This is a genomic window from Agrobacterium leguminum (assembly GCF_005144435.2).
Lineage (GTDB): Bacteria > Pseudomonadota > Alphaproteobacteria > Rhizobiales > Rhizobiaceae > Agrobacterium > Agrobacterium leguminum.
This window is the reverse complement of the sequence record NZ_CP120211.1, coordinates 2,777,501-2,804,280: the sequence shown is the minus strand read 5'-3', so window position 1 is coordinate 2,804,280 and position 26,780 is coordinate 2,777,501. Positions and strand designations below refer to the sequence as shown.

The 26,780-nt window shown below is 58.2% G+C and carries 21 protein-coding genes, 1 tRNA gene, 2 rRNA genes and 1 riboswitch (1 of these 25 cut by a window edge); of the genes, 7 read left to right on the top strand and 17 right to left on the bottom strand.

Going from position 1 to position 26,780, the window contains the following annotated elements:
• Positions 1 to 226: 226 nt before the first annotated feature.
• The gene (gene pnp, locus CFBP4996_RS13385) at positions 227 to 2,374 is read left to right on the top strand and encodes a polyribonucleotide nucleotidyltransferase (protein ID WP_080852890.1); all 2,148 of its coding nucleotides are present in this window, start codon (positions 227 to 229) and stop codon (positions 2,372 to 2,374) included.
• A 134-nt stretch (positions 2,375 to 2,508) separates the two neighbouring features.
• Positions 2,509 to 3,525 (top strand): class I SAM-dependent methyltransferase, encoded by a 1,017-nt coding sequence (locus CFBP4996_RS13380; protein WP_080852891.1) that lies wholly within the window; start codon positions 2,509 to 2,511, stop codon positions 3,523 to 3,525.
• Between the two features lie 17 nt (positions 3,526 to 3,542).
• Here CFBP4996_RS13380 and CFBP4996_RS13375 read toward each other — a convergent pair whose 3' ends face one another.
• Positions 3,543 to 4,487 (bottom strand): AEC family transporter, encoded by a 945-nt coding sequence (locus CFBP4996_RS13375; RefSeq protein ID WP_080852892.1) that lies wholly within the window; start codon positions 4,485 to 4,487, stop codon positions 3,543 to 3,545.
• 478 nt (positions 4,488 to 4,965) lie between these two features.
• Here CFBP4996_RS13375 and CFBP4996_RS13370 point away from each other — a divergent pair, with 478 nt between their 5' ends.
• Positions 4,966 to 5,958 (top strand): adenosine kinase, encoded by a 993-nt coding sequence (locus CFBP4996_RS13370; protein WP_080852893.1) that lies wholly within the window; start codon positions 4,966 to 4,968, stop codon positions 5,956 to 5,958.
• Here CFBP4996_RS13370 and CFBP4996_RS13365 read toward each other — a convergent pair.
• Positions 5,951 to 6,484, bottom strand: coding sequence for an SH3 domain-containing protein (locus CFBP4996_RS13365; RefSeq protein ID WP_026363850.1), 534 nt, complete (start codon positions 6,482 to 6,484; stop codon positions 5,951 to 5,953). The genes CFBP4996_RS13370 and CFBP4996_RS13365 overlap by 8 nt on opposite strands.
• Positions 6,485 to 6,664: 180 nt before the next feature.
• On the opposite strand from CFBP4996_RS13365, the gene CFBP4996_RS13360 reads away from it, so the two are divergent.
• Together CFBP4996_RS13360 and CFBP4996_RS13355 are read left to right on the top strand one after the other, a co-directional pair.
• Positions 6,665 to 7,669, top strand: a complete 1,005-nt coding sequence (locus CFBP4996_RS13360) for a 2-hydroxyacid dehydrogenase (RefSeq protein WP_080852894.1) — start codon at positions 6,665 to 6,667, stop codon at positions 7,667 to 7,669.
• Positions 7,670 to 7,714: 45 nt separating this feature from the next.
• On the top strand, positions 7,715 to 8,404 hold the full coding sequence (locus CFBP4996_RS13355) for a hypothetical protein (protein ID WP_080852895.1): 690 nt from the start codon (positions 7,715 to 7,717) through the stop codon (positions 8,402 to 8,404).
• A gap of 45 nt (positions 8,405 to 8,449) precedes the next feature.
• Here the strand turns inward: CFBP4996_RS13355 and CFBP4996_RS13350 are convergent, their stop codons facing one another.
• The 3 genes from CFBP4996_RS13350 to recF are packed head-to-tail and all read right to left on the bottom strand — an operon-like array spanning position 8,450 to position 10,837.
• Entirely contained in the window at positions 8,450 to 8,923 is a 474-nt protein-coding gene (locus CFBP4996_RS13350) for a GNAT family N-acetyltransferase (protein ID WP_080852896.1), read from the bottom strand.
• Positions 8,920 to 9,687 (bottom strand): molybdopterin-synthase adenylyltransferase MoeB, encoded by a 768-nt coding sequence (locus tag CFBP4996_RS13345; protein ID WP_080853282.1) that lies wholly within the window; start codon positions 9,685 to 9,687, stop codon positions 8,920 to 8,922. Before CFBP4996_RS13345 ends, CFBP4996_RS13350 begins: the two co-directional genes overlap by 4 nt.
• A 22-nt stretch (positions 9,688 to 9,709) precedes the next feature.
• Positions 9,710 to 10,837 carry a DNA replication/repair protein RecF gene (gene recF / locus CFBP4996_RS13340; RefSeq protein WP_080852897.1) on the bottom strand — a complete coding sequence of 376 codons (1,128 nt, stop codon included), beginning with the start codon at positions 10,835 to 10,837 and terminating at the stop codon, positions 9,710 to 9,712.
• A 152-nt stretch (positions 10,838 to 10,989) separates the two neighbouring features.
• Here recF and CFBP4996_RS13335 point away from each other — a divergent pair, with 152 nt between their 5' ends.
• Entirely contained in the window at positions 10,990 to 12,093 is a 1,104-nt protein-coding gene (locus CFBP4996_RS13335; RefSeq protein WP_080852898.1) for an alpha/beta hydrolase, read from the top strand.
• Positions 12,094 to 12,122: 29 nt separating this feature from the next.
• On the opposite strand, the gene nrdF is transcribed toward CFBP4996_RS13335, so the two are convergent.
• The 8 genes from nrdF to CFBP4996_RS13295 all read right to left on the bottom strand — a co-directional run bounded on the left by nrdF (position 12,123) and on the right by CFBP4996_RS13295 (position 20,271).
• Positions 12,123 to 13,097, bottom strand: coding sequence for a class 1b ribonucleoside-diphosphate reductase subunit beta (gene nrdF / locus CFBP4996_RS13330; protein WP_080852899.1), 975 nt, complete (start codon positions 13,095 to 13,097; stop codon positions 12,123 to 12,125).
• Between the two features lie 16 nt (positions 13,098 to 13,113).
• The gene (gene nrdE, locus CFBP4996_RS13325) at positions 13,114 to 15,276 is read right to left on the bottom strand and encodes a class 1b ribonucleoside-diphosphate reductase subunit alpha (protein WP_233283550.1); all 2,163 of its coding nucleotides are present in this window, start codon (positions 15,274 to 15,276) and stop codon (positions 13,114 to 13,116) included.
• 11 nt (positions 15,277 to 15,287) lie between these two features.
• The gene (gene nrdI / locus CFBP4996_RS13320) at positions 15,288 to 15,686 is read right to left on the bottom strand and encodes a class Ib ribonucleoside-diphosphate reductase assembly flavoprotein NrdI (RefSeq protein ID WP_080852901.1); all 399 of its coding nucleotides are present in this window, start codon (positions 15,684 to 15,686) and stop codon (positions 15,288 to 15,290) included.
• Between the two features lie 12 nt (positions 15,687 to 15,698).
• On the bottom strand, positions 15,699 to 15,920 hold the full coding sequence (gene nrdH / locus CFBP4996_RS13315) for a glutaredoxin-like protein NrdH (protein WP_003524283.1): 222 nt from the start codon (positions 15,918 to 15,920) through the stop codon (positions 15,699 to 15,701).
• Positions 15,921 to 16,176: 256 nt separating this feature from the next.
• A riboswitch (cobalamin riboswitch) is annotated at positions 16,177 to 16,399 on the bottom strand.
• 133 nt (positions 16,400 to 16,532) lie between these two features.
• Positions 16,533 to 17,162: a nucleoside triphosphate hydrolase gene (locus CFBP4996_RS13310; protein WP_080852902.1), complete on the bottom strand. Its 630-nt coding sequence runs from the start codon at positions 17,160 to 17,162 to the stop codon at positions 16,533 to 16,535.
• Entirely contained in the window at positions 17,159 to 17,941 is a 783-nt protein-coding gene (locus CFBP4996_RS13305) for an ATP-binding cassette domain-containing protein (protein WP_080852903.1), read from the bottom strand. Before CFBP4996_RS13305 ends, CFBP4996_RS13310 begins: the two co-directional genes overlap by 4 nt.
• The gene (locus CFBP4996_RS13300; protein ID WP_003524280.1) at positions 17,941 to 19,023 is read right to left on the bottom strand and encodes an ABC transporter permease; all 1,083 of its coding nucleotides are present in this window, start codon (positions 19,021 to 19,023) and stop codon (positions 17,941 to 17,943) included. The genes CFBP4996_RS13305 and CFBP4996_RS13300 overlap by 1 nt, the downstream gene beginning before the upstream one ends.
• A gap of 225 nt (positions 19,024 to 19,248) precedes the next feature.
• Positions 19,249 to 20,271 (bottom strand): sugar ABC transporter substrate-binding protein, encoded by a 1,023-nt coding sequence (locus CFBP4996_RS13295; RefSeq protein WP_003524279.1) that lies wholly within the window; start codon positions 20,269 to 20,271, stop codon positions 19,249 to 19,251.
• A 264-nt stretch (positions 20,272 to 20,535) separates the two neighbouring features.
• Here CFBP4996_RS13295 and CFBP4996_RS13290 point away from each other — a divergent pair, with 264 nt between their 5' ends.
• Positions 20,536 to 21,768 carry an ROK family transcriptional regulator gene (locus CFBP4996_RS13290; RefSeq protein ID WP_020812694.1) on the top strand — a complete coding sequence of 411 codons (1,233 nt, stop codon included), beginning with the start codon at positions 20,536 to 20,538 and terminating at the stop codon, positions 21,766 to 21,768.
• 56 nt (positions 21,769 to 21,824) lie between these two features.
• Here the strand turns inward: CFBP4996_RS13290 and recQ are convergent, their stop codons facing one another.
• The 4 genes from recQ to CFBP4996_RS13270 form a co-directional block, all read right to left on the bottom strand.
• The gene (recQ, locus tag CFBP4996_RS13285) at positions 21,825 to 23,633 is read right to left on the bottom strand and encodes a DNA helicase RecQ (RefSeq protein ID WP_080852904.1); all 1,809 of its coding nucleotides are present in this window, start codon (positions 23,631 to 23,633) and stop codon (positions 21,825 to 21,827) included.
• Positions 23,634 to 23,809: 176 nt separating this feature from the next.
• Positions 23,810 to 23,886: transfer RNA gene (locus CFBP4996_RS13280), tRNA-Met, on the bottom strand.
• 100 nt (positions 23,887 to 23,986) lie between these two features.
• Positions 23,987 to 24,101, bottom strand: a 5S ribosomal RNA gene (gene rrf, locus CFBP4996_RS13275).
• Positions 24,102 to 24,491: 390 nt separating this feature from the next.
• A 23S ribosomal RNA gene (locus tag CFBP4996_RS13270) occupies positions 24,492 to 26,780 on the bottom strand; it runs 508 nt beyond the window's last position.

Below are 26,780 nucleotides of genomic sequence, written 5' to 3'. Positions count from 1 at the left end.
CCTTTGAGGCCAAAGAAATTTCCGGGCGTTCGCCGCAAATGTGGCCCCGGACGATAAGGGTGACCCGGATGGGCCGGTGCCGCCTTTTTCAACCGCAGACCTGTCATGGGGCAGGATTGCCGGATGCTTCTTTGGGAAGCCTCCCGCTGTCTTGCCCGTGATTGAGTCACAGCGCTGCTTCCGCCGGTACGACGCCGGAGCGGGCAGCCACAACCAAGGACAAGATATGTTCAATCAACACTCCGTGGAAATCGAATGGGCAGGCCGCCCGCTGAAGCTCGAGACCGGCAAGGTTGCCCGTCAGGCTGACGGCGCCGTCATCGCAACCTACGGCGAGACGATGGTTCTCGCGACCGTGGTTTCCGCAAAGTCTCCGAAGCCCGGTCAGGACTTCTTTCCGCTGACCGTCAACTATCAGGAAAAGACCTACGCAGCCGGCAAGATCCCCGGCGGTTATTTCAAGCGCGAAGGCCGTCCGAGCGAAAACGAAACGCTGGTTTCGCGCCTGATCGACCGCCCGATCCGCCCGCTTTTCCCTGAGGGCTACAAGAACGACACGCAGGTTGTCGTCACCGTTATCCAGCACGATCTGGAAAACAACCCGGACATTCTGTCGATGGTCGCCACTTCGGCTGCGCTGACCCTTTCCGGCATTCCGTTCATGGGTCCGATCGGCGGCGCACGCGTTGGCTACATCAACGGTGAATACGTTCTGAACCCGCATCTGGACGAGATGGAAGAATCCACGCTCGACCTGGTTGTCGCCGGTACCTCCGACGCCGTTCTGATGGTTGAATCCGAAGCCAAGGAACTCAACGAAGACGTCATGCTCGGCGCCGTCATGTTCGGTCACAAGGGCTTCCAGCCGGTTATCGACGCGATCATCAAGCTCGCCGAAGTTGCCGCCAAGGAACCGCGCGAATTCGAACCGGAGGATTTCTCCGCGCTCGAAAACGAAATGCTGGCGCTCGCCGAAGCCGAACTGCGCGATGCCTACAAGATCACCGAAAAGGCAGCCCGCTACGCCGCCGTCGACGCCGTTAAGGCGAAGGTGAAGGCACACTTCCTGCCGGAAGAAGGCGAAGCCAAGTACACGCCGGAAGAAATCGGCGCTGTCTTCAAGCACCTTCAGGCGAAGATCGTTCGCTGGAACGTTCTCGACACCAAGAGCCGTATCGATGGCCGCGACCTGTCGACCGTTCGTCCGATCATCTCGGAAGTTGGCCTTCTGCCGCGCACCCACGGTTCGGCACTGTTCACCCGCGGTGAAACCCAGGCGATCGTCGTTGCGACCCTCGGCACCGGCGAAGACGAGCAGTATGTCGACAGCCTCACCGGCATGTACAAGGAACGCTTCCTGCTGCACTACAACTTCCCGCCCTACTCGGTCGGCGAAACAGGCCGCATGGGTTCCCCGGGCCGTCGCGAAATCGGTCACGGCAAGCTCGCATGGCGCGCTATCCGCCCGATGCTGCCGACTGCGGAACAGTTCCCCTACACGCTACGCGTCGTTTCCGAAATCACCGAGTCCAACGGCTCCTCGTCGATGGCAACCGTTTGCGGCACCTCGCTCGCACTGATGGACGCCGGCGTTCCGCTGGCCAAGCCGGTTGCCGGTATCGCCATGGGCCTCATCCTCGAAGGCGAGCGCTTTGCGGTTCTCTCCGACATCCTCGGTGACGAAGACCACCTCGGCGACATGGACTTTAAGGTTGCGGGTACGGCCGACGGCATCACCTCGCTGCAGATGGACATCAAGATCGCCGGTATCACCGAAGAGATCATGAAGATCGCTCTGGAGCAGGCTCAGGGTGGCCGCAAGCACATCCTCGGCGAAATGGCCAATGCCATCACCGAGAGCCGCAGCCAGCTCGGCGAATTCGCACCGCGCATCGAAGTGATGAACATTCCGGTCGACAAGATCCGTGAAGTCATCGGTTCCGGCGGCAAGGTCATTCGCGAAATCGTCGAAAAGACCGGCGCGAAGATCAACATCGAAGACGACGGCACCGTCAAGATCGCGTCTTCTTCCGGCAAGGAAATCGAAGCGGCCCGCAAGTGGATCCACTCCATCGTTGCGGAACCTGAAGTCGGCCAGATCTACGAAGGCACGGTTGTGAAGACCGCTGACTTCGGCGCTTTCGTCAACTTCTTCGGCGCCCGTGACGGCCTCGTCCACATCTCGCAGCTCGCTTCCGAGCGTGTCGCCAAGACCTCTGACGTCGTCAAGGAAGGCGACAAGGTCTGGGTGAAGCTGATGGGCTTCGACGAGCGTGGCAAGGTTCGCCTGTCCATGAAGGTTGTCGACCAGGCAACCGGCAAGGAAGTCGCTGCCGACAAGAAGAGGGAAGACGGCGAAGCCGCTGCCGAATAAGGCCGCGCCGCCAGACCCTATCGAGGCGCGGGTTTTGCCCGCGCCTTTTTTTCGTTTTGTTATCGTTTGCTTTTTCGGGAAAACCGGTTTCCACTTTTCCCTGACAAACTTCATCCTACCTCGAGGACGCTCCCATGAGCCGTGACGCCGTGAAAACCCTTTTCCATCCCTTCGCCTCGGACATGCTTGCCATGCCGAAACAGGGAGAACGCGTTCTGTTTCTGGGAGCGGAAGCCGGTCCCCGGCTGGACGGTTTTGACGCGGAGATCGTCGCGGTTCAGCATCTACGGCCGCTTTATCGTGCTCTGCAGGCTCAGGGCGCTGAGGTGACACCGGATATTTCGGGCGAGGACTACGATGCGGCGCTGCTGCTCTGCGGCAAACATCGCGGCGAGAATGAAAACCGCGTCGCCGAAGCGCTTTCGCGCGTGAAGGCGGGCGGCCTGATCGTCGCGGCCGGATCGAAGGAAGACGGTATCGTGACGCTGCGCAAGACGCTGACAAAGCTTGGCATCGAAGCGGAATCGACGCCGAAGTATCACGGCGTCGCCCTCTGGTTCAAACGGCCGGACGATGTTGCAGCCGTCGTATCGAAGCTTGCTCAAAAGCCCGTCACGGTCGAAGGCCGCTTCACCGCCCTGCCCGGCATGTTCTCCCATGACCGCGTGGACGACGGCTCGGAACTGCTCGCATCGCGCCTGCCCACAGATTTTGACGGCAATGCCGCCGATTTCGGCGCGGGCTGGGGTTATCTCTCCGTCATGCTGGCCGAGAAATCGCCGCGCACGGCCCGTATCGATCTGTTCGAGGCGGACTGGAACGCGCTGGAATTCGCCAAGACCAATCTTCTCGAAAACAATCCACGGCTGACGGCGCGCTTCTTCTGGCAGGATCTGGCAAACGAACCGCCGAAGGAAAAATACGATCTCATCATCATGAACCCGCCTTTCCATGCGGCGGGACAGGCAGCAGAACCTGCCCTCGGCCAGGCCTTCATCAAGGCTGCCGCCGGCGCGCTGCGCAGCGGCGGCAAGCTGCTGATGGTCGCCAATCGCGGCATGCCCTATGAGCCGGTGCTCGCGGCGGAATTCCGCACCAGCACTGAGGTGTGCCGTAACGCCCGCTTCAAGATTCTGAGCGCCCAGAAATAATCAACTCGGCAGAATAATCAGCTCAGCAGCCATGCCCACAGCGACACGGAAAGAACGCCGGTCGCCGTGGAAATGCTGATGGTGGAGGCCGCAACGCTGTGGCCGATGCCAAAGCGGTTGGCGATCAGCCAGGCATTCACGCCCGTCGGCACGGAAGATGTGAGCACAAGCGCTGCCGTCCATTCCCGGCTGAGGCCGAGAAAGTGACCCATGGCCCAGACACAGGCCGGGAAAAACAGCAGCTTGAATACCGTCATGGTGACGGCAATGCCGAGATTGCCGCGAATGGTGTATTTCGTCAGCGCCATGCCGAGCGAGATAAGCGCTGCCGGCCCCGCCATGGAGGCGATCTGATCGACCACGGTTTTCAGGATGGGCGTCAGCGCCACGCCGGAAACATTGGTAGAAAGCCCGATGAACAGGCCGATCACCAAAGGATTGGTGATGAGGTTGCGGCCCACCTGCTTGAAGACCGCCGCCATGCTTCGCTTTTCTCCGCCGACCGCCTTGTGCGTGGCGTTTTCCATCAGGATCGTCCCGGCGATCATCATCACCGGCAGGTGGATGGCCAGCAGAATGGAGAGAGCCACCAGCCCCTCATCCCCGACGGAGCGCCCGACCAGCGGCAGGCCGATGAAGATATTGTTCGCAAATGCCGAGGAAATGCCGGCAATGACGGCGATGCGGACATCCTGCTTGAAGACATAACGGGTGACGATATGCCCGATCGTCCAGGTGACGGCCACGCCGGCGAAATAGGTGATCCAGAGCCGGAAGGGCGAAGCACCGTGAAAATTCGCTTCCGCAAGTGTGCGGAAGATCAAGGTCGGCACGGCGATCTTGAACACGAAATCGCTGAGGATATCGCCGGCATCGGCCCTGAACAGACCGGCCTTGACGGTGAGCCAGCCGATCAGGATGAGAATGAAAATCGGGGCGACATTCGCGGCAACGGCAGACATGGAGGGAAAGCTTTCGCGGCTTTTGCGGGAGATACTCCGCTTTAGAGCCTTTTCCACGGGAATGGAATCGCGAAAACGCTCCCACTCTTTGTTTTCGCCAAATGGGCGCCCAAGAAGGAGGAGGCCGGTGAGTCGCTTCGGGCAGAAAGCGCATCTTGGCCTGTAAAATTCGCAAGATCGAACGTTGCCCAAAAGAAAAAGCGGGGTCTCCCCCGCCTTTTATGTCCGTTATATGCCGCCAGTACATCCGTGGCGGAGATAACGGTTGAGCCAGAAGACCATCATGTCTTCCATTCCGGTATGCATTCACACACCTTTTGCTCTGACAAATGAAATAGCTTAACCACATTACAGGCAGATGACGCGTTTTCGCTCCTCGCGGAGAACCGCATATTTTCTGTTTGGGCTTTTCTTGCCGCCAGAAATGTTTAAGACCTTTCGAAAAATACGCACACACCGTGCGAAACGGATAGGGCCTATGACGAAATTCGACGTACTGACTGTCGGCAATGCCATCGTCGACATCATTTCCCGCTGCGACGATAGCTTTCTCAACGACAATGCCATTACCAAAGGCGCGATGAACCTCATCGACGCGGAACGGGCCGAGTTGCTTTACTCGCTGATGGGACCGGCTCTCGAAGCCTCTGGCGGCAGCGCTGGCAACACGGCGGCGGGTGTGGCCAATTTCGGCGGCAAGGCCGCCTATTTCGGCAAGGTTGCTGAAGACCAGCTCGGCGAAATCTTCCAGCACGATATCCGCGCACAGGGCGTCTATTTCGAAACCAAGCCGGAAGGCACTTTCCCGCCGACTGCGCGTTCGATGATCTTCGTGACTGAAGATGGCGAGCGTTCGATGAACACCTATCTCGGCGCCTGCGTCGATCTCGGTCCTGAAGACGTGGAAGAAGACGTGGTGGCGGATACGAAAGTCACCTACTTCGAGGGTTACCTTTGGGACCCGCCGCGGGCCAAGGACGCCATTCGCGAATGCGCCCGCATTGCGCATGAGAATGGTCGCGAAGTCTCCATGACGCTTTCCGACAGCTTCTGCGTCGGCCGCTATCGCGACGAATTCCTCGACCTGATGCGTTCCGGTACTGTGGACATTGTTTTCGCCAACAAGCAGGAAGCGCTTTCGCTTTACGAAACCGACGATTTCGAGCTTGCGCTGACCAAAATCGCAGCCGACTGCAAGATCGCAGCGGTGACGATGAGCGAGGAAGGCGCCGTCATCCTGCACGGCACGGAACGTGTGAAGGTCGAAGCCTATCCGGTGCACGACGTGGTCGACACGACGGGCGCCGGCGATCTTTTCGCTGCGGGCTTCCTGTTCGGTTATACGCAGGACCGGTCGCTCGAAGATTGCGGCAAGCTCGGCTGCCTTGCGGCTGCCGCCGTCATTCAGCAGGTCGGGCCGCGCCCGATGTCATCGCTCAAGGCGCTAGGCGAGAAGCACGGCCTTATTTAAAGGCTTCACCAGGGTAAGCACCCCAGATTTCGCCCTGCGAAACCCAGCCCGAGGCTTGGCCGGCCTCGGCGCGGCACCAGTCGCCATTGCATTCGCCGATTCTGAAGACGACGCCCGGCTCAAGCCGTGCCACGACGGAAGCGCCCGACTGCGCCTCACGGCGCATGTTCACGTAAACTTCCTTGCCCTTGCCACGCATCCACGGAGCCGCAACGGCCGTGCGCTCACCGGAAAGCAGAGCCTGGTTGACCCAGCCTTCCGTGCCGTCGGCATCGCGGATGCGCCGCCAGTTTTCATATTCCTGAATGATTTCCACCGGCATTCCCGATTTGAGATACATCCATGACACGGCATAATCCGTGCTCGGTCCGATACGCATATTGACGCGCTTGGATTTCAGGCTGACAAAACGCGGCAGCGGCAGGCCGCTTGCGCCTTTGGCGGCACCCTGCGCCATGGCGTCGGTTGCCGCACCGAGGAGGCCCAAAGACAATGCAATGCAAACGATAGAAACCACACTGCGCATGCCCATTTCCGTTTCCCGCCTTCTGCAAACCGGATGATATTTAAGGAGGCTCGCTTCCACATGCCTCAAGCTTCAGCGAGTTTTATTTGTCTTCGCCGGTGGGTCTGGTAGAAACGCCCTGATTGAAAGAAATTATCGCTCTTTCTGGTTAATGACTTCTGAACAAGGCAGCGGCAAACGATGACCCACAAGAAGAGACCGACAGTCTATATCACCCGCAAATTGCCTGACGTCGTCGAAACCAGAATGCGCGAACTCTTCGATGCCGAACTGAATATCGACGATACGCAGCGAAGCGAAGACGAGCTTGTGGCCGCCTTGCAGCGGGTCGACGTTCTGGTACCCACCGTCACCGACCGCATCACCGCCGCGATGATCGAGAAGGCCGGACCGCAACTGAAGCTGATCGCCAGCTTCTCCAACGGTATCGACCATGTGGATGTGGATGCAGCCGCCCGAAAGGGCATTACCGTCACCAATACGCCCAACGTGCTGACCGAGGACACCGCCGACATTACGATGGCACTGGCGCTTGCCGTGCCACGCCGCATGATCGAAGGCACACGGGTGCTTGACAATGGTGCGGACGAATGGCTGGGCTGGTCGCCCACATGGATGCTCGGGCGGCGCATTTCCGGCAAGCGTATCGGCATTGTCGGCATGGGTCGCATCGGAACGGCGGTGGCGCGACGCGCCAAAGCCTTCGGGCTTTCCATTCATTATCACAACCGCAAGCGCGTCAATCCGGCGACGGAAGCGGAGCTTGAGGCGACCTATTGGGACAGTCTCGACCAGATGCTGGCGCGGGTGGATATCGTCTCCGTCAATTGCCCCTCGACGCCCGCAACCTATCACCTGATCTCAGCCCGGCGGTTGGCGCTGATGCAGCCGACCAGTTACATCGTGAATACGGCGCGCGGCGATATCATCGATGAGGCGGCCATGATCCAGTGCCTGCGCGAAGGCAAGATCGCCGGCGCCGGTCTCGATGTCTATGAGAATGAGCCCGCGGTGAATCCCAAGCTCATAAAGCTCGCCAAGGAAGGCAAGGTCGTGCTGCTTCCGCATATGGGCTCTGCGACGATTGAGGGCCGTATCGAAATGGGTGACAAGGTCATCATCAACATCCGCACGCTGTTCGACGGCCACCGTCCGCCGAACCGGGTGCTGCCGGGGCGGAACTGAGCCGGTTCGGGCCGCCATCTTTCGATCATGGGGAGGGAGAGTTCAATGGGTATCCGGGCGAAGTTCTTGGCGCTGATCTCCGTTCTGCTCATGCTGGTCGGCGGTCCGGCCTGGGCCGCTTCACCTTCCCCTGAAGAGACTGCGGAACTCTATTATCGCGCCTGGCTGAATTTTGATCGCACCAGCATGTCTCGCCTGAACAGGGAATGGGGGGCTTCGGGTGGCGGCCGGCGCTACACCGATATGGAACTGGTTGCGGACCCGGTCGCGTGGCAGCGCAAGAACAGGGGCATGCATTCACCCAAGGGGACGACGAACGAACAATCGGAACAGTTTTCAAGGCTCTGGGTGGCAAGTACCGAGCGGGTGCGTTGTAAGGCGGAACCTGCGCGTCTCGGTGCCCAAACGCCCACGGGTGTTGTTGTGGCGCGAATCAAGATGAACTGCTCTCTGCCGGATGTCGCGCCAGCTTTCCAGCGACTGAAGGCCAGCGCAAATGCGAATGAGACAGGCGATAGAACGCGCATGCCGTCCGCAAGACTGATGAAGCAGATGGTGGAAGCCACGAAGGCGGCTCCTCTCACCCACAAGGTCAGCACGGAAATCCAGCTCTTCAGCGGGCCTGACAAAGCTGTGTGGCGGGTCGGGTCGGCAGAAAACCAGCCGCAGACCGGCATTGACCGCATCTCCTCCGTTTTTCTCTCTCAGATGGTGCAATCCGGCCTTTTGCAATAGGCTCTGCGATGGCGAAGGACACAGTGGGGTCGGCTGAAGGCAATTTTAGCCGAGTAACTTGGTCATCTCGATCGAGGTCGTGCGCTCGTAACCGGCATGGGCGTTTTCAGCAGTCTTGACGAAACCCCAGGCGGCGAATCTGGCGTGATTGGCGATGAGTTCGATGCGGGTTTCCAGCCGCAGCGCCGGCAGCGCCAGTTCACGAGCCAGCGCTTCGGACCTCTGCACAAGCATCCTGCCGATGCCCTTTCCCTGTGCTTTCGGCGAAACGCATAACTTGCCCATATAAAGACAGGCCGGCTCCGGTCTGCAAAACAGGCAGCCAACAATCTCATCGCCATCAATCGCCACGAAAGCGATCTCCACCCTCGCCTTCTCCGCCAGATTTTCCAGCGTCAGGCGATGAGCCGACGACGGCGGGTCGATAACGCCATCCATATAAGCAAAGGAGGACATGATAAGCGCCAGCAATTCCTGCCAGCGATCGAACTCCTCCCCGATCCTGACGATCTCCATCATGGTTTTTTTCCCGCTGACCGCCGCTTGTATCGCACGGTTTCGAAACGGGCCGAGAGGGCGTCGTAGAGGAGCAGGCGGCCGATCAGCGGCTCGCCGGCACCGGTGATAACCTTGATCGCCTCCATGGCCATAAGCGTGCCGATAACCCCGGTCAGCGCGCCGACAATGCCGGTTTCCGCGCAATTGGGAATGAGGCCCTGCGGCGGCGGTTCCGGAAACAGGTCACGATAGCCGGGCAGCAGAGCGCCCTCGGCATTCGTCTCATAGGGTTTCAGCACCGTCACCGAACCATCAAAACGGCCGACAGCCCCCGTTACCAACGGTCTTTTCGCAGCCTCCGCCGCATCGGCGGCGGTATAACGCGTATCGAAATTATCCGAGCCGTCGATCAGGAGATCGAAGGATCGCAGATGGTCATGCGCCCAGACCTGCGAAAAGCGCTCTTCATAAACACGCGTACGGACATGCGGATTGAGCCGGGCGATGGCCTTGCACGCGCTCTCCGTCTTCAGTTCCCCAATCGTACCTGTATCGTGGATGACCTGTCGCTGCAGATTGGACAGGGAAACCACATCGTCATCAATCATGCCGAGCGTGCCGACACCGGCGGCGGCAAGATAGTGCAGGACGGGAGCACCGAGGCCGCCGGCCCCGATGACCAGCACACGCGCCGCCTTCAGCCGCTGCTGGCCCACGCCGCCAATTTCCGGCAACAGGATATGGCGCTTGTAGCGCTCGATTTCTTCCGGGCTCAGCGGGTCCATGTCGCCCTCCATCTCTTAGCCGTCATGCGGTAATGCTCCCGTTGGATACATTGAAGAATTGCGCCCTGTCGCCAAGGGCGGAGAACATCGCCGTATCCGTTCCGGTCATAAAACTCTGGCCGCCAAGCGCATGAATGAGATCGAACAGAGCCGCCCGCCTGCCCTCATCCAGATGGGCGGCAATCTCGTCCAGCAGCAGAACCGGCGCATGACCAGTCATATTGGCGGTCAACTGCGCATGCGCAAGCACCAGCCCCACCAGCAGCGCCTTCTGTTCCCCGGTTGAACAGCGTTCGGCCTCCATATCCTTTTCCGCATGGCGCACGAAGAGATCGACGCGGTGCGGCCCATCCAGTGTGCGGCCGGCAGCGGCATCACGATACCGGCCATCGCGCAACATAAGCCTGTATTCATCCTCCAGATCGACGGCGGGACGATTGAGCCCATCGTCCATGAAACCGGAGAGCGAAAGCGCCGCGGAAGGGAAAGCGGCATTGCCCGCCCGCCCCTCGATCAGGCTCTTCAAGAGGCCGAGCATCTCGTAACGGGCGACCGCCATGGAGATGCCGAGTTCGGCCATCTGCTTTTCGATGCCGTCCAGCCAGACCGGATCGAAGCGGCCTTCCGAAAGCAGCCGGTTGCGGCTGCGCATGGCCTTTTCGAAATCGCTTGCCCGCCGCCCATGGGCAGGATCGAGCGACAGCACCAGCCGGTCGAGGAAACGCCGGCGGTCCGAGGACGAGCCGGTAAAGAGGCCATCCATGGCCGGCGTCAGCCACAATACCCGCAGATGGTCAGTCAATTCATCGACGGATTTCACCGGCGTGCCATTCAGTCTCAGGCGACGCGACACCACCTCGCCATCCCCTTCAATTCCCGTACCGATAGCGACTTCGCCATCCATGCCCTCGACATCGGCGAAGATCGAGAAACCGGTGGCTTCGGCCCCTACCCGCGTCACATCAGACAGGGTGGCGCGGCGCAGGCCCCTTCCGGGTGAGAGAAAGGAGACGGCCTCCAGGAGATTGGTCTTGCCGGAACCATTGTCGCCCGTCAGCACCACATGGCGTTCATCGAGCGTGAGTGCAGCCGCCGCATAATTGCGGAAGTCCGTAAGTTTCAGCCGTAAAAGCGACACCTTGTTCGTCATGTGTACGGCCTAAAACGAAGAGGGACGGATAGCAAGGTGGGGAGCGTCCGTCCGCACCGAAGACAGCCGCTAGAGTGCAATTCATTCTTCAGTAGCAACTTTTTTAGTCGCCGGTTATTTATGAACCGGTCCTCATCATCGGTAGCCCATTCATGCGCCTGATCTTTTCTCTCTTTCTCACTCTCGGTCTTCTCTCCTCCTGCGCAGGCCGACCGGGGGCGGATGTGCTGGAAGCCGTCAACACCAGGACCCACGGCACGAAAATCGTGACCGCCTTCGTGGCGAGCACGCGGGAGAAAAACACGGACGCGAAAAAGGGCTTCGGCACGGCGCGGGCAATGGAGCCGAACTACGCCAGTTTCGATATTTCCATTCCGCCCACCCATAAAAGCGGAAAAATCGAATGGGCCAGCGGCAAGCCCGACCCGAAAAAGGATTTCGTCGTTACCAGGGCCGATATGCTGACGAAGACGCGCTTTAATGCCGATCTTGGCGACATAGCCCGCTCCGGCAAGCAGATCGCACTTTTTGTACACGGCTATAATTACAGTTATCAAGAAGCCCTGTTCCGCGCGGCGCAGATGGCAGCGGATGCCAATATGAACGGCGTGCCGCTGGTCTTTTCCTGGCCGTCGCAGGCCACTGTTGCCGGCTATGTGGCCGACAAGGAATCGGCCACCTTTTCACGCGATGCGCTCGCTACAATGTTGATCGATCTCACCCGGCAGACGCCGAAAAAAAGCGTCGTCGTGTTCGGGCATAGCATGGGCGGCTGGCTGGTCATGGAGGCGCTGCGGCAATTGCGCTTCCAGGGCAGAAACGATGTCATCGCCAAGCTGCAGGTGGTGCTGGCTGCGCCCGATATCGATGCCGATGTCTTCCGCAAGCAGATCGAGGTTGTCGGCCGGCTCAGCCCGCCGCTCACCGTTCTCGTTTCAAAGGACGACCGCGCGCTCAAAGCCTCTTCCATCCTCGGTGCGGACGTTACCCGCATCGGCGCGCTGGATGTCACCGACCGCCAAGTGCAGGAGGCCGCCCTCAAGGAGGGCGTGCAATTCGTCGACATCTCCAACCTGAAGGCGTCGGACCCGCTCAACCACGACCGCTATGCGGCGCTGGCCTCCATGGTGCCGCAACTTGAGGCAAGCAGGCGCGGGGGTGATATCAACAGCGCCGGAGCCTTTGTTTTCGATGCGATCGGCGCCACCGTTGCCAGCCCCTTCCGCCTTGCGAGCCAGGTGGTGAACCCGCAATAGCTTTTGCGGGTCCTGCCGACAAACCGGCCTCAGAAATCCCAGTCTTCGTCTTCGGTCGCAACCGCCTTGCCGATGACATAGGAAGAGCCGGAGCCGGAGAAGAAGTCGTGGTTCTCGTCGGCATTGGGCGAGAGCGCCGAGAGGATCGCGGGGTTGACCCGGCAGGCCTCGGCCGGAAACAGCGCCTCATAACCCAGATTCATCAGGGCCTTGTTGGCGTTGTAATGCAGGAACTGCTTGACGTCCTCCGTCAGGCCGACGCCGTCATAGAGGTCTTCGGTATATTTCGCTTCGTTGTCGTAAAGTTCGAGCAGGAGATCGAAGGCGAAATCCTTGATCTCCTGTCTCTGCGTTTCGCTGAGACGCTCCAGCGCCCGCTGGAACTTGTAGCCGATATAATAACCATGCACGGCCTCATCACGGATAATGAGGCGGATCAAATCCGCCGTGTTGGTGAGCTTGGCGCGGCTTGACCAGAACATCGGCAGGTAAAAGCCGGAATAGAACAGGAAACTTTCCAGAAACACGCTGGCGATTTTTTTCTTCAGCGGATCGCCGCTGTCATATTCCCGCATGATGAGCGCGGATTTGCGCTGCAGGAATTCGTTTTCCTCCGACCAGCGATAGGCGTCGTCAACGTCAGGGGTGAGGCACAGCGTCGAGAAAATCGATGAATAGGAGCGAGCGTGCACCGCCTCCATGAAGGAGATGTTGGAAAGCACCGCCTCCTCATGCGGCGTTGCCGAGTCCTCCATCAGGCGCACCGCGCCGACACCGTTCTGGATGGTGTCGAGCAATGTCAGCCCGGTGAAGACACGGATCGTCAGTTTCTGTTCTTCCGGCTTCAGCGTTCCCCAGGAGGGGATGTCGTTGGAGAGCGGCACCTTTTCCGGCAGCCAGAAATTCGAGGTCAGTCGGTTCCAGACTTCGAGATCCTTGTCGTCCTCGATGCGGTTCCAGTTGACCGCGCGGATGCGGGACGCGGGTTTTACGGCGATGTTCATTCTCTTGTCCCTCAAATCAGAGCGTGCAGGAAACGCAGCCCTGAACCTGCGTGCCTTCCAGCGCCATCTGGCGCAAACGGATGTAATAGATGGTCTTGATGCCCTTCTTCCAGGCATAGATCTGCGCCCGATTGATATCGCGTGTCGTTGCCGTATCGCGGAAGAACAGCGTCAACGACAGGCCCTGGTCGACATGCTGGGTCGCGGCCGCATAGGTGTCTATGATCTTTTCAGGACCGATCTCGTAGGCATCCTGATAATATTCGAGATTGTCGTTCGAGAGATAGGAAGCCGGGTAATAAACGCGACCGATCTTGCCCTCTTTACGGATTTCGATCTTCGAGACGATCGGATGAATGGAAGAGGTGGAGTGGTTGATATAGGAGATCGAACCGGTTGGCGGTACGGCCTGAAGGTTCTGATTATAGAGACCAGATGCCATCACGTCCTGCTTCAACGCTGTCCAGTCTTCCTGCGTTGGAATGGCGATGCCGGCTTTTTCGAACAGCTCACGGACCTTTTCCGTCGCGGGCAACCATTCCCGGTCGGTATATTTGTCGAAATAGTCGCCCGAGGCATATTTGGAGTTCTCAAAGCCCTTGAAGCTCTGGCCCCTTTCCACCGCCAGCCGGTTGCTGGCGCGGATAGCGTGATAGGTCACCGTGTAGAAATAGATATTGGTGAAATCGACGCCTTCTTCGGAACCGTAGAAGATGCGCTCACGCGCCAGATAACCGTGCAGGTTCATCTGGCCAAGCCCGATGGCGTGGCTGGCATCATTGCCCTTTTCCACGGATGGCACGGAGGAAATATGGCTCATGTCCGACACGGCCGTCAGCGCCCGGATGGAGGTCTCGATGGTCTTGCCGAAATCGGCGGAATCCATCGCCGAAGCAATATTGAGCGAGCCGAGATTGCAGGAAATATCCTTGCCCATATGGCTGTAGGAGAGATCGGCATTGAACTCGCTTGCCTCGCTGACCTGCAGGATTTCCGAGCAGAGATTGCTCATGCTGATGCGGCCGGCAACCGGATTGGCGCGGTTCACCGTATCTTCGAACATGATATAGGGGTAACCGCTCTCGAACTGGATTTCGGCGATGACCTGAAAGAATTCGCGCGCCTTGATCTTCTTCTTGCGGATGCGGCTATCGGCAACCATTTCCTGGTATTTTTCGGTGACCGAAATTTCGGTCAACGGCACGCCATAGACACGCTCCACATCATAGGGCGAGAACAGGTACATATCCTCATTGTTCCTGGCGAGCTCGAAGGTAATGTCAGGGATCACCACGCCGAGCGACAGGGTCTTGATGCGGATTTTCTCGTCGGCGTTTTCGCGCTTGGTATCGAGGAAGCGCATGATATCCGGGTGGTGGGCATGCAGATAGACCGCGCCGGCACCCTGGCGCGCGCCAAGCTGGTTGGCATAGGAAAAACTGTCCTCCAGCAGCTTCATGACGGGAATAACGCCGGACGACTGGTTTTCGATCTGTTTGATCGGCGCTCCGAATTCGCGAATATTGGTCAGGGACAGCGCCACGCCGCCACCGCGCTTGGAAAGCTGCAACGCCGAATTGATGGAGCGGCCGATGCTTTCCATATTGTCTTCCACACGCAGCAGAAAACACGAAACCAGTTCACCACGGCTCTTTTTGCCGGCGTTGAGGAATGTCGGCGTTGCCGGCTGGAAGCGGCCTGAAATGATTTCATCGACCAGATCGCGGGCAAGCTGCTCATCGCCACGCGCAAGGGCCAGCGCCACCATGCAGACGCGATCCTCGTAACGCTCCAGATAACGTTTTCCGTCGAAGGTCTTCAGCGTGTAGGAGGTGTAATATTTGAAAGCGCCGAGAAAGGTCGGGAAGCGGAACTTCCGGGCATAGGCCTCGTCATAGAGGTCGCGGACGAAATTGAAGGAATACTGGTCCAGCACTTCCTGTTCGTAATATCCCTCCGTCACCAGATAATCGAGCTTTTCCCTGAGGTTATGAAAAAAGACGGTATTCTGGTTGACGTGCTGGAGGAAATATTGCCGGGCGGCCAGGCGATCCTTGTCTAGCTGGATCTTTCCGTTCTCGTCGTAAAGGTTCAGCATCGCGTTCAGCGCGTGGTAGTCCAGAGCCGCATCGAGCGGTTTCTGGGATGCGGCTGCCGGCTGTTTAGCGTCCTTGCGCATGGCGCTCGAGGTCAGCGTGTCCAAAATCGTTCCAATCCATGTTTGACGTTGGCGACATCTTCCTCCGTGCCGAGAAGCTCGAAGCGATAGAGAAACGGCACGGCGCATTTGCGCGAGACGATATCTCCGGCGGATGCGAAAGCTGCGCCAAAATTCGTGTTTCCCGCCGCGATGACGCCGCGAATGAGATTTCGGTTGGAGGGCTCGTTCAAAAACCGGATGACCGGTTTCGGGACGGCCCCTTTGGTGCCGCCGCCCCCATAGGTGGGGGTGACCAGCACATAGGGCTCCGACACATGCGGCACATCCTCGTCGGCACCCAACGGCAGGCGAAAGAGACGCCGCCCCAGTTTCAGAAGGAAACGATGGGTGTTTTCAGAGCGGCTGGAATAATAGACGATCAGGCCCATCGCCCCGTCGCCTCAGCTGATCGAGCCGATCATATCCGGCCGGAAACCCGCCCAATGCCGTTCACCGGCGACGACCACGGGAACCTGCATATAGCCGAGGCCACGGACATGATCGAGCGCATCCGCATCTTCGGAAATATCGACGATCTCATAGGGGACACCGATGCGGTCGAGGGCGCGGTAAGTGGCAGTGCACTGGACGCAGGCGGGCTTGCTGTAAACGGTGACGGTCATAATTTCCTCTTTCGAAGCCGGTTTCGGACACGGCTCAACATTGCCGATTGCAATCGCAATCGGGCGGCGATGGATCTGTCATTAGGGTGGGCGTGCGCGGCTTTTAGCCGCGTAAAATCACTCTCTACGCCGACGAGCGCAGCAACTCAAACAAATGCACTGGCATGACTTCACCCCGAAGCTTGTTCTGGAGGGGGCAGAAAAGGGCGCACGCAAATCATTTGCGTCATACACCTTCCTCCGGACACCCCGCCCGTGGACGTTTGCGCTCAAGGCAGGTCTCCTGACTTGCGGGTCACAACATCTATTCCGGCCTTCCCGGAGCTTTCAGCCCCAGTGACCCAAATCGGAACGATGCTCACCGCTTACAGTTGCGGGGGCAGTTTCGGCCTTGCTCCACCATATGGCGTTACGCACCGAATTCCCGTCTTAGCTCCCGACCCTTGCGAATCGGAAGAACCTCGAACACCACATATAGTATATGAGGAAATTTTCGCGTCAATGAATAGACACACAAAAGCCCCACCCTGTGGATCAAAAAGATTCAACACATGGTCAACGAAGGCTTAACGGCACATGCATGCCGCCGCTCAAAGAGAGAAAAGCGTTAATCTATTCCCAGATATCGATGCGGATATCGGCGGGACGAGCGTTTTCGATCACCCTTTTTCCGTTTGGAAGATCGTTTTCGAAAAGCTTGGCGTGGATCTCAGCCTCGTCGAGACCATAGCCCTGCCACCTTTTCCGCAGCCTCTCCTCCAGCACCTCGACGGACGGCCCGACAAAAATGGTGAGGTCGAAGCTTTTGGAAAGAGTTGTCCACGGCGCCTCGTCCAGCAGCAGATAATTGCCTTCAGCGAGGATAAAGCGTGTTTCCGGCGCAATCGCACGAGCAGACGCTATGGCGATTTCACGGGAGCGGTCGAAAACCGGAACAAGCACCTCCTGCCCGCCCTTGCGGACGGCGCAGACGATATCGAGAAAACCGCGCACGTCGAATGTTTCCGGCGCGCCTTTTCGCGGCAGCAGCCCCCGCTCTTCAAGAATGCCATTGTCTATATGGAAGCCATCCATGGGCAGGACGGCGGCCGTTTCGCCCCGTGCCAGCAAAGCATCACAAAGGGCATCCGCCAGCGTGGATTTGCCGGCCCCAGGGGGACCGGCAATGGCGACGATAAAACGGAATTTACCTTCTGCCCGCCGAAGAACGTCTTCGGCGATCGTTTCAAGCTTCAGCGTCATGCGGCAAGCGTTTCCTTCGGCGCTTCCTTGGCGCCAGTCATGAAGGCGACGGCGTCGGACATGGAGTAGTCCTTCGGATTTATGACACACAGGCGCTTGCCGAGCCGGTGGATATGGATGCGATCCGCGACCTCGAAGACATGCGGCATGTTGTGCGAGATGAGGACGATCGGCAGGCCTCTCGAGCGCACATCCAGAATAAGCTCCAGAACACGCCGGCTTTCCTTCACGCCGAGTGCCGCCGTCGGCTCGTCAAGAATGACGACCTTGGAGCCGAAGGCCGCTGCACGCGCCACAGCCACACCCTGACGCTGACCGCCGGAGAGGGTTTCCACCGCCTGGTTGATGTTCTGGATCGTCATCAGGCCGAGTTCCGACAGTTTCTCGCGGGCGAATTTTTCCATGGCCGGGCGGTCCAGCGCCCGGAACAGGCTGCCCTGAATGCCGGGTTTGCGGATTTCACGGCCGAGAAACATATTGTCGGCTATGGAAAGCGCCGGCGACAGCGCGAGGTTCTGATAAACCGTCTCGATGCCAGCCTTGCGCGCCTCTATCGGCGAGCGGAACTGGACGGGTTTGCCTTCCAGCCGGATTTCCCCTTCATCGGGTGTCACCGCACCGGAAATCGCCTTGATGAGAGAAGATTTGCCGGCGCCGTTATCACCGATCACCGCCAGGATTTCGCCCGGATAGAGATCGAAATCGGCATGATCGAGGGCGGTCACACGACCATAGCGCTTGACGAGATTGCGTGCTGTGAGAATGGGTTCTTTTGCCATCAGCCTGCTACCTTTCTGATCCACTGGTCGATTGCGACAGCCATGATGATGAGGACGCCGATCAACAGATAGGTCCATTGCGGGTCTGTTCCGATAAGCCTGAGGCCAAGCGAAAAGACGCCGACGATCAGGGCGCCGAAGATCATGCCCATGATGGAGCCGCGCCCGCCGAACAGCGACAGGCCGCCGATAACCACCGCAGTGATGGATTCGATATTGGCGAATTGACCGGCGGTCGGCGAAACCGAGCCGATGCGGCCGATCAAGGCCCAGCCGGCAAAGGCGCAGATGAGGCCGGACAGTGTGTAAACGGTGGTCAGCATGCGCTTGACGTTGACACCGGCTAGTTCGGCGGCATCCGGATCGTCACCGACAGCATAGAGGTGGCGACCCCAGGCGGTGCGGTTCAGCACATACCAGAGAAGGGCGACGAGCAGGACCATGGCGATGACGCCATAGGTGAAGACCGCGCTGCCGACTCGGATATTGGCGCCGAAGAATTGCAGGATCGGCGCCTGCTGGGCGATATCCTGGGCGCGGATCGTCTCGTTTGCGGAATAGAGGAAGTTGGTCGCCAGTACGATCTGCCACATGCCGAGCGTGACGATGAAGGGCGGCAGGCGCATGCGCGAGACCAGAATACCGTTGATGAAGCCGCAAAATGCGCCGACGGCAAGGCCACAGAGAATGGAGAGTTCCGCCGGCAAGCCGTAACGGAAGGTGAACTGTCCCATGATGACGGAGGACAGGACCATGATCGCGCCAACCGACAGATCGATGCCCGCCGTCAGGATGACCAGCGACTGCGCCGCGCCGACAATACCGACGATGGCGACCTGCTGCAAAATAAGGGTCAGCGTGAAGGCCGAGAAAAACTTGCCACCGAGAAGCAGGCCGAAAACAATCAGCGACAGCACCAGAACGATAAGCGGAACGGCCGCCGGGCTGGAGTGGAGAAAGTGCTGCAGTTTTTCCAGCACACTCTTGTCGTGCGTATCGAAAGCGGCGACCTGCGTCGAACTTCCCGAAAGCACTTTTTCAAATTCATTATGCGGCTGAGCCCGCACCGGCTGATCGCTCATGGATTTTCCTCCCGATCGCTCTATCGCACCAGCCCTGACACCGGGTCTATCTCCAAAGAGAATGATGCGTAGATTTCAAAGTGTTGTGAAGCGGCCTATATCATCCCCGCAGGACGCGTGACGCGCTCGTTTGTTCCTTTGTCCGATCCCCCGGATCGTGCCTGATATTCATTCTGGTCCAAGGGCGGGGGCACGAATGCCCCCGCGGGTTTCAACGGTGAGGCATCAGCCCCAGCACTTGTTGAGACCTTCCTTCGTATCGATCGAGTCGAGGCCCTTGACCGGCTTGTCGGTTACCAGCGTCACGCCGGTATCGACGAAGTTCTTGCCTTCGGTCGGCTTCGGCTTTTCACCCGTGTCGGCAAACTTCTTGACGGCTTCGACGCCGAGAGCCGCCATCAGCAGCGGATATTGCTGCGAGGTCGCGCCGATCACGCCTTCCGCCACGTTCTTGACGCCCGGGCAACCGCCATCGACGGAAACGATCAGAACATCCTTTTCACGGCCGACCGCCTTCAGCGCCTCATAAGCGCCGGCTGCTGCAGGTTCGTTGATGGTGTGGACGACATTGATGGTCGGGTCTTTCTGCAGCAGATTTTCCATCGCCGCGCGGCCGCCTTCTTCGTTACCATTGGTGACATCATGGCCGACGATGCGCGGATCGTTTTCATCGCCGATCTTGTTGATGTCCTTCACGTCGATGCCAAAGCCCTTCATGAAGCCCTGGTTGCGCAGCACATCCACGGTCGGCTGGGAGGGGGTCAGGTTGAGGAAAGCGATTTTCGCATCCTTGGCCTTGTCGCCGAGGCTGCCGGCAGCCCATTTGCCGATCAGCTCACCGGCCAGAAGATTGTCGGTGGCGAAGGTGGAATCGGCGGCATCTACGGGTTCGAGCGGCGTATCGAGGGCGATGACCAGAAGACCGGCGTCACGCGCCTTCTGCACGGCCGGAACGATGCCCTTGGTGTCCGATGCGGTGATCAGGATACCCTTGGCGCCATCGGCGATGCAGGTCTCGATGGCGGCGACCTGGCTTTCGGAATCGCCGTCGATCTTGCCGGCATAGGATTTCAGCGTCACGCCAAGTTCTTTAGCCTTGGCGGTCGCGCCTTCTTTCATCTTGACGAAAAAGGGATTGGTATCGGTTTTGGTGATGAGGCAAACCGAAGTATCGGCCGCAGACGCAACGGAAGCGAAAGAAACGCCAAGCGCAAGCGCGCCCAGAAGAGCGGAAACAGTGGTCTTCATGAGATCCTCCCAATGGATATTTGAGCACCGTGACGGTTACCCGACGATCCCGTCTCCTCCGAGATCGACGACCGTTGGCTCAGATGGAACCACCAAAGGAAACGCCTGTCAATAAATAAATCCGATTGAATTATTAATTCCCTATGGCATTCTAATATGCGGCAGGGAGGAATATCGCCGCGTCGTTTAACGTTGCGATAGCAAGATTGCCATAAAGCCTGCTTTATCGGTCGCGGCGGATAGGGCGGGCGGGAGGATGACACTATGAGACAATCTGTCGAGACGGCGCCGCCAGCGCCGCCCACCACCATGGATATAAGCGGCGGCGCCAACCAGATCGGAGTGCGCGCTTATAATGAGCGGCTTGTGCTGTCTCTCGTTCGCCGTCACGGCGGACTGTCAAAAGCCGAGATATCAAGACTTTGCGGCCTTTCAGCGCAGACCGTCTCGGTCATCATGCGCTCGCTTGAAAAGGACGGGCTTCTCATTCGCGGTGAAAGGTTGCGCGGCAAAGTCGGCCAGCCATCGACGCCGATGCGGCTTAATCCCGACGCCGTCTTTTCTTTCGGTGTGAAGATCGGCCGACGCAGCGTCGATCTCGTGCTGATGGATTTTGTCGGCCGGATCAGGCTCAAGCTGCGCAGAACCTATCCCTACCCTCTTCCGGAATGGATACTACCCTTTGTAATCGACGGCATAACGGAACTCGAATCGAAGCTTTCCCCTGCCGAGCGGGAGAAAATTGCCGGCGTCGGCATCGCCGCTCCATTTGAATTGTGGAACTGGGCGCAGGAAGTGGGCGCTCCACAGATTGAAATGGAGAGATGGCGGGGTGTCGATATCCGGTCGGAAATTGCCGAAAACGTCAGCTATCCGGTTTTTCTGCAGAACGACGCGACCAGCGCCTGCGGCGCCGAACTGGTTTTTGGCGCAGGCCAGCACTATCCGGATTTTCTTTACGTCTTCATCGGCTCCTTCATAGGCGGCGGTGTCGTTTTGAATTCGGCGCTATTTTCCGGAAAGACGGGAACGGCCGGCGCCATCGGCCCCCTGCCGGTGCAGGGGCAGGATGGCAATACCGTCCAGCTTCTGAAAATCGCGTCGATCTTCGTTCTGGAAAACATGCTGCGCGAAAAGGGTATCGATCCGCGTCCCCTTTGGTTTTCTCCGGACGAGTGGATCGATTTCGGCGAGCCGCTGGAAAGCTGGATCAGGAAAACCGCCGCGGCGCTGGCGCAGGCCGTCATTGCCGCCGCCTCCATCATCGATTTTTCGAGCGTCATCATCGATGGCGGTTTTCCCGACTGGGTCAGAACCAGAATCGTCGCCGCCACCCGCCTAGCCCTTAAACACCACGATCTGCAGGGTGTCACGGTGCCTGACATCATCGAAGGCGCGGTCGGTAGCCAGGCCCGGGCAATCGGCGGCGCGAGCCTGCCCCTGTTTTCGCGCTATCTCATCGATCAGAACGTTCTATTCAAGGACACGACCGGCTGAGCCTTCGCAACGTTCCGCCAGCTTTATTACTCGGCTATTAATTTGGATATCTGCGGTCATTCGCCAGCGGCGTGCTGCAGGATCGCCGCCAGAAAAGCAGGTCCGTATCGCTCGAGCTTGGTGTCGCCGACGCCGGGAATCCCAGCCATTTCCTTCGCCGAGGCTGGTTTTATCGTCGCAAGTTCTATGAGGGTCTTGTCGTGGAAAATGACATAGGGCGGAACGTTCTGTGCCCGGGCAATTTCCATGCGCTTCGCACGCAGCGCCTCAAAAAGACTGCGATCCGATTCCGGCAAGACCGCCGATACCGCGTTACTGGGCATCTGCTGCCGTGCGGAGCGGGGAGCGGATGGTATCCTCAGCATCAATGCCGGTTTTTCGCGCAGGAACCGCCGTCCATCCTCGGAGATGGACAGGCCGCCATGTCCGGACAGGTCCACTTCAATCATACGTAACGCAACCAGCTGACGCAGGATGGCGCGCCATGTGCGGTTGTCGTGCTCCTTGCCTATCCCGTAGGTGGTAATGCGGTCATGGCCGAAGCGGGAAATCCGCTCGTCCTCGACACCCAGCAATACGCGGATGACATAGGCCTGGCCAAAACGTTCACCCGTGCGATAAATACAGGACAGAAGTTTCTGCGCGGCGATGGCCCCGTCAAACAGGTCCGGCGGCTCGGCGCAGGTATCGCAATTGCCGCAGGGCTCGCACCGGTCGCCGAAATAGGAGAGCAGAACCTGCCGGCGGCAACTCGCCGTTTCTGCGAGGCCGAGCAGCGCATCGAGCTTCTGGCGCTCCATATATTTGCGTTGGTCCGCGGCATCAGATTCTTCGATGAAACGATTGCGCAGGGCAATATCTTCATAGCCATAGAGCATGAGCACGTCCGACGGCAGACCATCACGACCGGCTCGGCCCGTTTCCTGATAATAGGCCTCGATGCTGCCGGGCAGGTCGATATGAACCACGAAGCGCACATCCGGCTTGTCTATGCCCATGCCGAAAGCGACGGTCGCGACAATGATGACCGCCTCGCCGTGCTGGAAACGGGTCTGGTTCTCCTCGCGGGCAGCCTTGTCCATGCCAGCGTGATAGGGTAGCGCATCGCGACCCTCCTCCCGCAGCCATGCCGCCGTTTCGTCCACTTTGCGTTTGGAAAGGCAATAGACGATACCGCTCTCATCGTCGCGATCCTTCAGAAAGCGCTTCAGCTGCGCGCGCGGATTATCCTTTTCCATAATCGCATAGCGGATATTAGGCCGGTCGAACCCGGCAATGAAGGCATCGTGCTCTTCAATCCCCAGGTGACCGAGAATTTCAGCGCGCGTGGGCTCGTCCGCCGTCGCCGTCAGCGCCATGCGAGGCGTATCGGGAAAACGCTCGATCAGCGTGTCTAGCTGGCGGTAGGGCGGCCGGAAATCATGCCCCCACTGAGACAGGCAATGGGCCTCGTCGATCGCGATCAGCGACAGGTCGATGGATTGCAACGCATCGAGCACATCCGGCTTGAGCAGGGTTTCCGGCGCGGCATAAAGAATATCGACCTTGCCGGCCCGCATGTCTCGCCAAAGCGCGCGCCGCTCTTCCGGAGAAAGATCGGAATTGAGAGCTTCGGCCCGCACGCCGGCCTGACGCAGGGCAGCGACCTGATCGACCATCAGTGCGATGAGCGGCGAGACGATCAACCCCATGCCGTCACGCGCAAGCGCCGGGATCTGGTAACAAAGCGACTTTCCACCGCCCGTCGGCATCAAAACGAAGGCATTGTTTCCCGCCATTACATGCCGAATGATATCGGCCTGCCTTCCGCGAAACGCATCGTAGCCATAGACGGTCTTGAGGATATGCAAGGGATCAGCGGTCACGGCGGTTTATCCGAAGTGGAATGATTGTGCATCATCACGGTTTTGCGGTGCATGGCAATGCCGAAGATGGAGTTGGCCGTGGCAGTAGGTAGCGTGATTGATCTCGTGAGCAACCACATCGAATGCAAAAAGGGCTCCGCGTTGTTTCGGAGCCCTTTGACAGTCTTGAAGATATTTGGTTGCGGGGGCAGGATTTGAACCTGCGGCCTTCAGGTTATGAGCCTGACGAGCTACCGGGCTGCTCCACCCCGCGTTGATGGTTTTATTATAGCATAAAGGCCGCTGTTGCGGCCTTTTGATTTGGGCTTTGTGCCCCTTTTGTGATTGAGAAGATTTTGTGTTGCGTTTTGCAGACCTGGCAGCGACCTACTCTCCCGCGTCTTGAGACGAAGTACCATTGGCGCTGGGGCGTTTCACGGCCGTGTTCGGAATGGGAACGGGTGCAGCCGCCCCGCGATAACCACCAGGTCGGCAAAACGCAACATATGATCCATGCGTTTCGCATGGATCATATGATTGCTTGTTTATTGGTGTACCTTATCCTGTTCGCTTGACGCTCACAGGGGACACCAATTGGCCATACGGTCACCTCGCATATGAGGCAACGTCTGATCCAAGCGATCACAGACCATGTTTTCACATGGAAACTGTTGTTTCGAGAAGCTGGAGAGCTGAACGCTCTATTTAATTTACACGTCTTTCTGTGACCTGTCGGTATTCCACCTTTGCTCAACAATGAGCATGGCAGCCATACAGACCAGAGGTCGTCGCGCCCTGTGGCGCGGCCCGTCCGGAGCCCTTCGGGCGTCAGGACAGAACAGATCATCAAGCTTGGCTTGATGAACATATTCAATGGGAACGAAGAAGTCGATCGAGCTATTAGTAACGGTAAGCTTCACACATTGCTGTGCTTCCACACCCGTCCTATCAACGTGGTCGTCTTCCACGGCTCTGATAGGGAACACTCGTTTTCAGGTTGGTTTCCCGCTTAGATGCCTTCAGCGGTTATCCATTCCGTATATAGCTACTCTGCTATGCCCTTGGCAGGACAACAGATCCACCAGAGATACGTCCATCCCGGTCCTCTCGTACTAGGGACAGATCCTGTCAATATTCCTACACCCACGGCAGATAGGGACCGAACTGTCTCACGACGTTCTGAACCCAACTCACGTACCGCTTTAAATGGCGAACAGCCATACCCTTGGGACCTGCTCCAGCCCCAGGATGCGATGAGTCGACATCGAGGTGCCAAACAACCCCGTCGATATGGACTCTTGGGGGTCATCAGCCTGTTATCCCCGGCGTACCTTTTATCCGTTGAGCGATGGCCCTTCCACACGGGACCACCGGATCACTATGACCGACTTTCGTCTCTGCTCGACTTGTCAGTCTCGCAGTCAGGCTAGCTTATGCCATTGCACTCGACGACCGATTTCCGACCGGTCTGAGCTAACCATCGCGCGCCTCCGTTACTCTTTCGGAGGCGACCGCCCCAGTCAAACTACCCACCATACACTGTCCCGGATCCGGATAACGGACCGCGGTTAGACATCCACGAAGATAAGGGTGGTATTTCAAGGATGGCTCCACAGAAACTGGCGTCCCTGCTTCAAAGCCTACCACCTATCCTACACATGCCTTGGCGAATGCCAGTGTAAAGCTATAGTAAAGGTGCACGGGGTCTTTCCGTCTGACCGCAGGAACCCCGCATCTTCACGGGGAATTCAATTTCACTGAGTCTATGTTGGAGACAGCGGGGAAGTCGTTACGCCATTCGTGCAGGTCGGAACTTACCCGACAAGGAATTTCGCTACCTTAGGACCGTTATAGTTACGGCCGCCGTTTACTGGGGCTTCAGTTCAGAGCTTGCACCCCTCCCTTTAACCTTCCAGCACCGGGCAGGCGTCAGACCCTATACGTCGTATTGCTACTTCGCAGAGCCCTGTGTTTTTGATAAACAGTCGCTACCCCCTGGTCTGTGCCACCCCATCATACTTGCGTACAAAAGGGTCACGCTTCTTCCGAAGTTACGCGTGCAATTTGCCGAGTTCCTTCAACATAGTTCTCTCAAGCGCCTTGGTATACTCTACCTGACCACCTGTGTCGGTTTCGGGTACGGTCTATACGGTGGAGCTATTTCCTGGAACCTCTTCGCCGCCCAACCAATCCAATAAGGTTGAACAACACACGAGATCCGTCACTACCACCAGGCCCACGAATATTAACGTGGTTCCCATCGACTACGCGTGTCCGCCTCGTCTTAGGGGCCGGCTAACCCTGCTCAGATTAACTTTAAGCAGGAACCCTTGGTCTTTCGGCGAGGGAGTCTCTCACTCCCTTTATCGTTACTCATGTCAACATTCGCACTTCCGATATCTCCAGCAGCCCTCACGGGTCCGCCTTCACAGACTTACGGAACGCTCCGCTACCACTTGCACAAAGTGCAAATCCTCAGCTTCGGTGCATGGCTTTAGCCCCGTTACATTTTCGGCGCAAAGACCCTTATTTAGACCAGTGAGCTGTTACGCTTTCTTTAAATGATGGCTGCTTCTAAGCCAACATCCTGGTTGTTTTGGGATCCTCACATCCTTTCCCACTTAGCCATGACTTGGGGACCTTAGCTGGAGGTCAGGGTTGTTGCCCTTTTCACGACGGACGTTAGCACCCGCCGTGTGTCTGCCGACTAGTACTCCTCGGTATTCGGAGTTTGGTTAGGATCAGTAAGACGGTGAGTCCCCATAGCCCATCCAGTGCTCTACCCCCGAGGGTATTCGGTCGACGCTCTACCTAAATAGATTTCGCGGAGAACCAGCTATTTCCGAGTTTGATTGGCCTTTCACCCCTAGCCACAAGTCATCCCGAACTATTGCAACAGTTATGGGTTCGGCCCTCCAGTTGGTGTTACCCAACCTTCAGCCTGCTCATGGCTAGATCACTCGGTTTCGGGTCTAATGCAACTAACTCAATCGCCCTATTCAGACTCGCTTTCGCTGCGCCTACACCTACCGGCTTAAGCTTGCTAGTTACACTAAGTCGTTGACCCATTATACAAAAGGTACGCCGTCACCCTTGCGGGCTCCGACTGTTTGTAGGCATCCGGTTTCAGGTTCTATTTCACTCCCCTCGTCGGGGTGCTTTTCACCT

What these genes read in the sequence shown, in the direction of transcription:
- recF (WP_080852897.1), bottom strand. Translation starts at nt 10,837, where the DNA reads ATGACGAACAAGGTGTCGCTTTTACGGCTGAAACTTACGGACTTCCGC.
- nrdH (WP_003524283.1), bottom strand. Translation starts at nt 15,920, where the DNA reads ATGACCGTCACCGTTTACAGCAAGCCCGCCTGCGTCCAGTGCACTGCC.
- nrdF (WP_080852899.1), bottom strand. Translation starts at nt 13,097, where the DNA reads ATGAACATCGCCGTAAAACCCGCGTCCCGCATCCGCGCGGTCAACTGG.
- CFBP4996_RS13335 (WP_080852898.1), top strand. Translation starts at nt 10,990, where the DNA reads ATGCGCCTGATCTTTTCTCTCTTTCTCACTCTCGGTCTTCTCTCCTCC.
- CFBP4996_RS13350 (WP_080852896.1), bottom strand. Translation starts at nt 8,923, where the DNA reads ATGATGGAGATCGTCAGGATCGGGGAGGAGTTCGATCGCTGGCAGGAA.
- CFBP4996_RS13305 (WP_080852903.1), bottom strand. Translation starts at nt 17,941, where the DNA reads ATGGCAAAAGAACCCATTCTCACAGCACGCAATCTCGTCAAGCGCTAT.
- nrdE (WP_233283550.1), bottom strand. Translation starts at nt 15,276, where the DNA reads ATGCGCAAGGACGCTAAACAGCCGGCAGCCGCATCCCAGAAACCGCTC.
- pnp (WP_080852890.1), top strand. Translation starts at nt 227, where the DNA reads ATGTTCAATCAACACTCCGTGGAAATCGAATGGGCAGGCCGCCCGCTG.
- nrdI (WP_080852901.1), bottom strand. Translation starts at nt 15,686, where the DNA reads ATGGGCCTGATCGTCTATTATTCCAGCCGCTCTGAAAACACCCATCGT.
- CFBP4996_RS13365 (WP_026363850.1), bottom strand. Translation starts at nt 6,484, where the DNA reads ATGCGCAGTGTGGTTTCTATCGTTTGCATTGCATTGTCTTTGGGCCTC.
- CFBP4996_RS13300 (WP_003524280.1), bottom strand. Translation starts at nt 19,023, where the DNA reads ATGAGCGATCAGCCGGTGCGGGCTCAGCCGCATAATGAATTTGAAAAA.
- CFBP4996_RS13355 (WP_080852895.1), top strand. Translation starts at nt 7,715, where the DNA reads ATGGGTATCCGGGCGAAGTTCTTGGCGCTGATCTCCGTTCTGCTCATG.
- CFBP4996_RS13345 (WP_080853282.1), bottom strand. Translation starts at nt 9,687, where the DNA reads ATGGACCCGCTGAGCCCGGAAGAAATCGAGCGCTACAAGCGCCATATC.
- CFBP4996_RS13290 (WP_020812694.1), top strand. Translation starts at nt 20,536, where the DNA reads ATGAGACAATCTGTCGAGACGGCGCCGCCAGCGCCGCCCACCACCATG.
- CFBP4996_RS13295 (WP_003524279.1), bottom strand. Translation starts at nt 20,271, where the DNA reads ATGAAGACCACTGTTTCCGCTCTTCTGGGCGCGCTTGCGCTTGGCGTT.
- CFBP4996_RS13370 (WP_080852893.1), top strand. Translation starts at nt 4,966, where the DNA reads ATGACGAAATTCGACGTACTGACTGTCGGCAATGCCATCGTCGACATC.
- CFBP4996_RS13380 (WP_080852891.1), top strand. Translation starts at nt 2,509, where the DNA reads ATGAGCCGTGACGCCGTGAAAACCCTTTTCCATCCCTTCGCCTCGGAC.
- CFBP4996_RS13375 (WP_080852892.1), bottom strand. Translation starts at nt 4,487, where the DNA reads ATGTCTGCCGTTGCCGCGAATGTCGCCCCGATTTTCATTCTCATCCTG.
- CFBP4996_RS13360 (WP_080852894.1), top strand. Translation starts at nt 6,665, where the DNA reads ATGACCCACAAGAAGAGACCGACAGTCTATATCACCCGCAAATTGCCT.
- CFBP4996_RS13310 (WP_080852902.1), bottom strand. Translation starts at nt 17,162, where the DNA reads ATGACGCTGAAGCTTGAAACGATCGCCGAAGACGTTCTTCGGCGGGCA.